Here is a 7,905-nt window from a genome sequence, read left to right as displayed (position 1 = left end):
TGGTGGGGCTGCTGGCGATCCTGAAGGCGGGCGGCGCCTATGTGCCGCTCGATCCGGCCTATCCGGGCCCACGGCTCAACCAGGTGCTCGCCGATGCCGCGCCGCGGCTGCTGCTTTGCGATGCGGCCGGCCGCGCCGCACTCGGCGCCGAGGCGCTGGCCGATGTGACCGCGGTCGATCTGGAGACGGCGATCCCGGCCTGGGCCGGGCTGCCTGCTTCGGATCCCGAGCCGCGCGCGCTGGGCCTCACCCCCCGCCATCTCGCCTACATCATCTACACCTCGGGCTCCACCGGGACGCCCAAGGGCGTCATGGTCGAGCATGGAAGTCTGGTGAATCTGGGGGTGGCTCAGATCGGACTGTTTGGCGTTGGTTCAAACAGTCGAGTGGTGCAGTTCGCCTCCTTCGGTTTTGATGCCAGTGCCTGGGAAATGATTATGGCGCTTGGCTCCGGCGCCGCCTTGCATTTGCCTGCGGATGAGCTCCGCCAGGCGAGTGCCAGGCTGTCGCATTATCTGCGAAGCCAAGCCATCACCCACGCGACGCTGCCTCCGGCCTTGCTTCTTCAGGAAAGCAGGAGTGCGGAATATTTGGCGTCGCAAGCTCTCATTCTTGCTGGAGAGCTGCCGAAGGCCGAACTCATTCGTCGCCTGCCTGCAGCATCTGTTATCAATGCCTATGGACCGACGGAAACGACAGTCTGTGCAACGACCTGGACTTGCCCCGATGACTTTGACGGGGCGATCGTCCCGATCGGCCGTCCGATCGCGAACACGCGGATCTACCTTCTGGACGCTCATGGTCAGCCGGTGCCGTTCGGGGCGGTGGGCGAGCTTTATATCGGCGGGGCGGGTGTTGCGCGCGGCTACCTGAACCGGCCGGAGCTGACGGCCGAGCGGTTCATCGCCAGCCCGTTTGTGGAGGGCGACCGGCTGTACCGGAGCGGCGACCTGGCGCGCTATCTGGCGGACGGCAATCTGGAGTTTTTGGGCCGCAACGACGAGCAGGTGAAGATCCGCGGCTTCCGCATCGAGCCGGGCGAGATCGCGGCGCGGCTTTGCGAGCACGCCTGGGTGCGCGATGCGGTGGTGGTGGCGCGCCAGGACCGCGCCGGCGACAAGCACCTTGTCGCCTATGTCGTGTGCGGACCCGAGGCCAGCTCGGACGACGACGATGGCGGCGCGCTTGCCGGCGCCTTGCGCGCGCATCTGGGCGGGCGGCTGCCGGACTACATGGTGCCGAGCGCCTTCGTGCGGCTGGATGGGCTGCCGCTGACGCCGAACGGCAAGCTCGACCGCCAGGCGCTGCCGGCCCCCGAGGACGAGGCCTATGCGCGGGCGGCCTATGAAGCGCCGCAGGGCGCGGTCGAGACGGCGCTGGCAGAGATCTGGGCGGAGCTGCTCGGGGTCGAGCGGGTCGGGCGCCACGACAACTTCTTCGAGCTCGGCGGCCACTCGCTGCTGGCAGTGCAAGTGCTCAGTCGAGCATTAGGTGTAGGGCTGAACTTTAGCGCCGCTGACCTCTTCCGAGCCCCTGTTCTGAAGGACCTTGCATCGAAGATTCATTTGGAGCCACAGCCCAGGACTCCGGGAGTGATTTCCGTACAAGCAACCGGATCGCAGCCACCGCTCTTCTTTGTCCCCACAGGTTCTGGCGATTGTTCCTACGTCCTCAGGTTGGTGAAGGAAATGGACGTAGACTGTCCCGTCTATGCTCTGCCATGGCCCCCCTTCAATAACCTTTGTCCACCAACTCTTGCGGCGATAGCCGCGGAGACCATCGTGGCGATTAGAAAGATCCAGCCGCAGGGTCCGTATCGCTTCGCTGGATACTCATCAGGCGGAATCTTGGCTTACGCCATAGCCCAGCTCTTACTGGGTCGCGATGAAGCTATCTCTTTCATGGCGTTGATCGATGTTACGCTACCTGCAAACTTGATAAAGATATCACCCATCCAAATGGTACGAGACGTGGTGCTGGATTCTTTTGAATCCTTGGATGATGAGAGCTTCGAAGTGTTGGAGCAATTTGCTGGACAAAGTTCAATCGCTCAGCTGCTTGAAAAGGCGCAGCAAATCGGGGCGATATCTCTGGATCGTGATCTCCACAATGACATTCTGATGTCGGAAAGAACCGCCCAATTTCATAGGGCATTGCAGTCGTATCAAGTTCCGCCCCTGCCAATCGAGATACATCAGTTTTATGCCATGGAGCCTCTCATCAGCCGTCGGATACCACCTGATAAAGCCTCAATAGGCCCAGAGGCTCGTTCGCCTATGCGCGGCTGGGACCGGGTCTTGAGTCCGCAGGCTATTACTGCCGTACCGATTGTAGGCGACCACGTGACGATGATGAGTGTTATGGAAAACCGCAAGGCTCTGGCCCGAGCCATTTCTACGCCTTTAACCGGGGTTCTTGAAAAAGATCCCTAGCGAACTGCACCGAAATTCTGGCACCCAGACGAGGTTCAGTCTCGGATCGCGACAATCCCCAGATGTCGGAGAGTTCTGGCTCGGCGATCCAAAGATGGGAAGCATATGTGGTCTGCCGCCGCTGCAGATCGACGACCGAGTCGAGCAATTTCGTCGACCGTGAACAATCTTGATCGCTAAGCGGCAAGCTGCTTCGGCCGGTTCAGGAACGCGGCGATCAAGAGCCACAAAAACGCCTTCAGCCACCTGAGCAGGAGGGAGAAGTTGTAACCGGCTGCGGCCAGGATGGCGTTGATCGCATCGCCTTGGGTGTGAGCGAGGTAATTGCGGCCCATTCTGTGTTCGTTCTTGATGTGGCCGATCACCGGCTCGACGGCCGATCGCCGCCGCATCTGGCGCTTGATGGCCGGTGTCACGCGGCGCTTCTGACCAGCGGTGAAGACCCTGAACTTATGACTTTGCGGCGCGTTGTGGCCGCGGTAGCCGGCATCGGCGAGGATGCGGCTGATCTCGTTGCCGATGGTCTTTTCCATGTCAGGGATGATCGCTGCGAGCGTGTGGCCGTCATAGGGATTGCTGGGCAGCGCTTTTACATGCAGGGCGAACTGGCCACCCTTTGAACGCTTCAGCGTGGTGGCCACCGACACCTTCACCCCGAACTCGTAGGGCGCGTGCGCCTTGCCCTTGCCGATGCATTCCACCTCGTGCGCATGCAGGCTGTAGATCTTGCGGCCGCGCTGGCGCTGACGCTGCTCGAGAACGGTGGAGGCCTGGTAGAGCGACCATTTGAAAAGCGCGTCCAGCTCCGCGTCGCCGGCGATCTGACGGGAGATGTCGCGGACGGTGCGCCCCAGATACGTCCTGAGCCTGCGCAGGGCCTTGTTGGCCCGCTTGAACTGCTTGGCGTGGGCGTAGCGCTGATACATGATCAGCGCCTGTTTGCCGACCCGGACATAGGACTGACGCAGGTCGAGCCGCGTCTTCTTCGCCAGCCGCACCAGCCGCTCGCGGGCGCGATGGATGAGCTTGGCGTCGGTCGGGAACATCACGTTCTTGGGTTGAACCGTCGTGTCGACAATGACCCGGCGCGTATCCTGCGGCTTCATCGCCCCGGTCTTGACCGCAATGCTGAGGCTTTCCTGCAAAAGCGCGACGATCCGCTCCTCGCCCATGCGGCTGCGCCAGCGCGTCATCGACGAGCGGTCGAACGGCAGGTCGTGGCGGAAGAACTCCTCGCCGCACAGATACTGGAAATACGGGTTCTCGACCCAGCGTGCGCACAGCGCCTCGTCCGACAGGTTGAAGGTGTGCTTGAGGATGGCGAGCCCCGCCATCAGCCGGGTCGGCAGCGGCGGCATGCCGGGACCCTCCGAATAGACCGCACCGAAGCGCGCCTCCAGCACCGGCCAGTCGATGGTGCGGGCCAGCCGCACCAGCTCGTGGTTCATGTTGAGGATCTGATCAAGGCGAGCGCGGAAAAGATCCTGTTCTCCAGTCTCGCACCGCTCGCGTGGCCTGCCCATCGCCTGGCTCCCGATTCACTGCGATGAAAGCAGTGAATCACCAGGCGGCGAAATCGCAAACTGGAATTGCAAGGAAACTATCCACAGACTGGCCGTTACCTGCAATTCGGAAGCCTGAAAAGTAGACTATTCCTATGCGATATCAGCGGCTTCCGTATTCTTCACGGCCGACAATTTCAAGGCCAAGCTGCATTGGCTGAGCTTCCCATCCGAAAAGCTCAAAGAGACCAGATAGAATGGAGACTATCACCATTGATCAACAGAACATCATCGTCGGCATCCGTCCGATAGAACCGAGCGACGAAACCACCTTGTACGCTTCCGAAGTTACCTCGTTGGGACGCACTGTTACCAAAGTTCGCCGCCAAAGCGGTGCTGCAAGAGTAGTTGCCAGAACACTCCTTGGGCAACTGGGATTCCCACAACTGCCGATCCTAAAGACGCGCTCGGGTGTTCCGATCTGGCCACCCGGCATCGTCGGATCTTTGGCGCACCACGATACCGTAGCAGCCGCCGCCATTGCAGGGACGAAACGGATTGCGACTCTCGGCATCGACATTGAACCTAATGAACCTCTGCCGGAGAACCTGATCGAATTGATTGCCACCCCTAACGAGCAACGCATGTACGATCTACATCTGCTCAAGCGGCGGGACCTCTTCGTTTTGAAGGAGGCGGTATATAAGGCGTATTTTCCACTGTACAATCGTTTCATTGAATTCCAGGACGTGGAAATTGATATCTCTGCGCGGTTAGGACACGTGTCGAAGGCAAATTGCACGTTTTCGCTAGAGTTACTTATTTCCAACAATGTAATCGGGTTGGCGTACATGGCCACATGCGGTGACCTTGCCCCGTGCGCATTTCGCTGATTGTGAGCAGCCATTTCACGCGATGGTGAGCGCTCATTTCATTTGATCGTGAGCAGGTATTTCACGCGATCATGAGCGGCCGCTTCGACCGACCTGTTCATTGATTCAGGTGTTTGAGTCTGCGTCAAGGGCTGAGCGTTGAGCGTTCTGTTTTCGCATGCTTTCTCCGGTGAGTTGAAGCCGGTGAGCATTGTGAACGAGGCGATCGAGAATTGCATCACCGAGGGTGGGATCGCCGATGACGTCGTGCCAGTGCTGCACGGGGATTTGGCTGGCTCACCGCAATAACGCTGACGGCCTGTGACGAAAATCTCCCCGCCCGAACGCGGATGAAAGGCGTAACGGACAATCTTCTTTGCTTCGCCATCCTGATAACGGGCATTATGAGCCCAGTCCGACCGGAACCGGCAAGTCGTGGCTGGCCTGCGCCTTCGGCCGGCAAGCAGCACGGCTCGATCATTCCGTGCTCTATGTGCGCGTGCCGCGCCTGTTCGAGGATTTGGCGCTCGCCCGTCTCGATGGACGCTTCCCACGCCTCATCGACAAACTCACCCGCGCGCAACTGCTCATCCTCGACGACTTCGGAACCCACTCCCTCACCGACCAGCAGCGCTTCCATCTGTTCGAAATCGTCGAGGAACGCTATCGCCGCAAATCCACCCTGATCACCGCCCAGGTCCCGGTGGCCAGATGGCATGACCTGATCGCAGACCCCACCATCGCCGATGCCATTCTTGACAGGATCGTGCACAACGCCCACCGCATCGTGCTCCAGGGCGACAGCATGCGAAAGCAAAAGGCCGCGCCCCTCTTGACCGGCACCGAAAACGACGAAATCAATCATCCATGAACGCAACAAGGCACCCGAGGACCGACGCCGCCAATCTGTCCCGACATTAGCGAAACCACTGTCCGGGAATTAGCGGAACCCCTGTCCGGCTTTTGCGAAATGCGCACTTGAGCAGATGATCCGCAACCTCGCGACGCACGTTGCGTAAGTGGGTGACGGCCAGTTCGATGTAGACCGTGTTCCAGTGTACGATCGCACTGACAACGAGGTTGAGGCCGGAGGCGCGTAACGCCTGGCTTTCGAACGATCGGTCCCGGATCTCACCGCGCTCGTGGAAGAAGACGGCGCGCTTCAGCTTAATAATGTCGGATCAGGCTGCCCTCGTCAGCCGGCACATCGAAGAGCTTCAGTCGTTCTTGAGCTTTGAGAAGCTTCCGTTTACCCAACGCCCTACTCCGCGCACGACTGATGGGCCGGGAGCTTTGTCAAGTCGGGCGCACGAAGAATTCAAATCTGACTCAATGCGACGGCAGCCCACAGGGATCGTATGCGCCGGTTTTCCGCACTACGGCATAGTTCACGCTCTGTTTCCCGTTAGCGTACGATTTCGCACTGCTCTTGTTCTCTTGTCTGCCCCCATTCTGTTGCTCCGAAATGATTTTTCCGCTTGGCATGTTACATGCTTGTGTTCGACAAACGCGCTCACACTGAGCAGAATTGTCCATGACCACGCAAAAACGGGCCATTCCGGTCCGCGAGGCTACTCATGTGTAATCAGGCTGTTAACAGCTTATGGCCTCGATCGTTGAACTGGCTGCGTCCACCTAAACAGAAGGACTCAAAAAATGACTTATCCCGTGGGTTCGCCGTCGGATGGCTCTCTGAAAAAATCAATCGAAGCAAATGGCCATCATAATCCTCGATTTCACGGCATTGATCACATAGCTTTGGCGGTTCACAAACTAGACGACGCTATCCACCTGTTTCAAGATGTCCTTGGTTTCAAGCTTAGGCGGCGATTGCATATAAAAGGTAAGAAGACTGGGATGGTGTGTGCGGACATGGTTCGGAACGACATGTGCTTTGTGCTTTGCCAAGGCACAGAGCCAGAGTCACAGGTGTCTCAACTTGTCCAAAACTACGGGGTTGGTCTAGCTCATGTTGCGTTATCTGTCGACGATGTGTCGGCGGCGGTCAATACGCTTACAGCGCGGGGATTGTCGTTTGACACGACCGTTATTGAAGGACCTGGCCTAACACAAGCATTCTCTTCTCGATGCGCTAATACGGGGATGAGTTTTGAACTCATCCATCGGAACGGAGAGGAAGCATTTCTTGAAGACAACGTACAAGAGCTTTTCGAGCAGCTTGAGCAGTCGGAAAAATACTGATCAAAGAGGTGTGGCCGACCGGGTTTGGCTATCCGACTTCAGGCGTGCCCGCCGGCCTACCAGGGTCCCGCAAGACTGATCGAAGGTGGCATTCCAACTGGACGAACGGAAAGCGTCACCTGATCTGCGCCAGGCACGGTGAGCTGCCACTGAACTTTCATTCAGCGGCGGTCCCGACCTGTTACGCGGTGGGCGCGGGTTGAGCAATCGGCGAGGACTTCGATCAGCGTACCTCCACCGCCCGGATCGCCTCGGTATCACCTTTAAAGCTTTCTGGCCTGATCCTGGCATCGTCCTGTCAGACAACCCGCCCGCGCGCGACAAACCCGAACCTTCCTCAGATGCTTACGTCCAATGTACGACAATGTCGGACACATCTTAGTAGCGCCACGTAATTGTTTTGGCACGAGTTTTCCGTTGGCACGGCACTTGCGTGGACATGTGTATCTGGATCGCGGTTGAGGAGAATTCGTCTCATGACTACCCAAAATCCAGTCAGTTCTAGGTGTGCGTGGACGCAGGTTGCCAGCTTCATAGGGTGCGAGTCCTTTCGCTTTGAGAGGCGGCTCAGCTTCGATGACATGCACTCAGGCGCGCAGGATGGATTCGTCAATCAAACGATGGTGCTTTTTGATCAGCTTGATAATTCTGGCGAATAAACCGTGAAAATGCGTGAGCCCTTGGGCTTCAATAATGTCGTCGCTCTGGGACTGGTGTGGTCCTCAGCTCGCCGATAGTCCTACGCAGGGTTCGATGTTGGATCACAGATCGCAATGTTCAGTCATGAATTTTTTGAACGAAGTCTCGAGTGCGTTTCCCGCGGCAGTCTCGCTGGCGTCTGGCAGGCCGAGTGAGCGGTTCTTCGACAAGCTCGACCCCCAGGTGCTGTTGAATGCG

At 58.5% G+C, this 7,905-nt stretch carries 4 protein-coding genes and 3 pseudogenes; 4 read left to right on the top strand and 3 right to left on the bottom strand.

Annotation, left to right across the window (positions count from 1 at the left end):
- On the top strand, positions 1 to 2,432 hold a 2,432-nt coding region (locus AC0L2A_RS35495; RefSeq protein WP_473612842.1), incomplete at its 5' end, for a non-ribosomal peptide synthetase.
- 176 nt (positions 2,433 to 2,608) lie between these two features.
- Here the strand turns inward: AC0L2A_RS35495 and AC0L2A_RS35490 are convergent.
- On the bottom strand, positions 2,609 to 3,955 hold the full coding sequence (locus AC0L2A_RS35490) for an IS5 family transposase (protein WP_473612841.1): 1,347 nt from the start codon (positions 3,953 to 3,955) through the stop codon (positions 2,609 to 2,611).
- 236 nt (positions 3,956 to 4,191) lie between these two features.
- Between AC0L2A_RS35490 and AC0L2A_RS35485 the strand changes: the two genes are divergently transcribed.
- Positions 4,192 to 4,827, top strand: a complete 636-nt coding sequence (locus AC0L2A_RS35485; protein ID WP_473612840.1) for a 4'-phosphopantetheinyl transferase family protein — start codon at positions 4,192 to 4,194, stop codon at positions 4,825 to 4,827.
- Positions 4,828 to 4,932: 105 nt separating this feature from the next.
- Here AC0L2A_RS35485 and AC0L2A_RS35480 read toward each other — a convergent pair.
- Positions 4,933 to 5,100 (bottom strand): annotated as a pseudogene (locus tag AC0L2A_RS35480) (ATP-binding protein); the annotation flags it as partial.
- Positions 5,101 to 5,224: 124 nt separating this feature from the next.
- Between AC0L2A_RS35480 and AC0L2A_RS35475 the strand changes: the two are divergent.
- Positions 5,225 to 5,677: pseudogene (locus AC0L2A_RS35475) on the top strand (ATP-binding protein); the annotation flags it as partial.
- A gap of 106 nt (positions 5,678 to 5,783) precedes the next feature.
- Here AC0L2A_RS35475 and AC0L2A_RS35470 read toward each other — a convergent pair.
- Positions 5,784 to 5,972 (bottom strand): annotated as a pseudogene (locus tag AC0L2A_RS35470) (Tn3 family transposase); the annotation flags it as partial.
- A gap of 490 nt (positions 5,973 to 6,462) precedes the next feature.
- Between AC0L2A_RS35470 and AC0L2A_RS35465 the strand changes: the two are divergent.
- The gene (locus AC0L2A_RS35465) at positions 6,463 to 7,008 is read left to right on the top strand and encodes a VOC family protein (protein ID WP_473612838.1); all 546 of its coding nucleotides are present in this window, start codon (positions 6,463 to 6,465) and stop codon (positions 7,006 to 7,008) included.
- The last annotated feature ends 897 nt before the right edge of the window (positions 7,009 to 7,905 follow it).

The sequence above is a fragment of the Mesorhizobium sp. WSM4844 genome, from assembly GCF_055811775.1.
Note: the sequence above shows the minus strand (reverse complement) of the source record. Positions and strands in the feature narration are given on the sequence as shown.

Coding starts and splice junctions, on each gene's coding strand:
- AC0L2A_RS35490 (WP_473612841.1), bottom strand. CDS start 3,955: ATGGGCAGGCCACGCGAGCGGTGCGAGACTGGAGAACAGGATCTTTTC.
- AC0L2A_RS35485 (WP_473612840.1), top strand. CDS start 4,192: ATGGAGACTATCACCATTGATCAACAGAACATCATCGTCGGCATCCGT.
- AC0L2A_RS35465 (WP_473612838.1), top strand. CDS start 6,463: ATGACTTATCCCGTGGGTTCGCCGTCGGATGGCTCTCTGAAAAAATCA.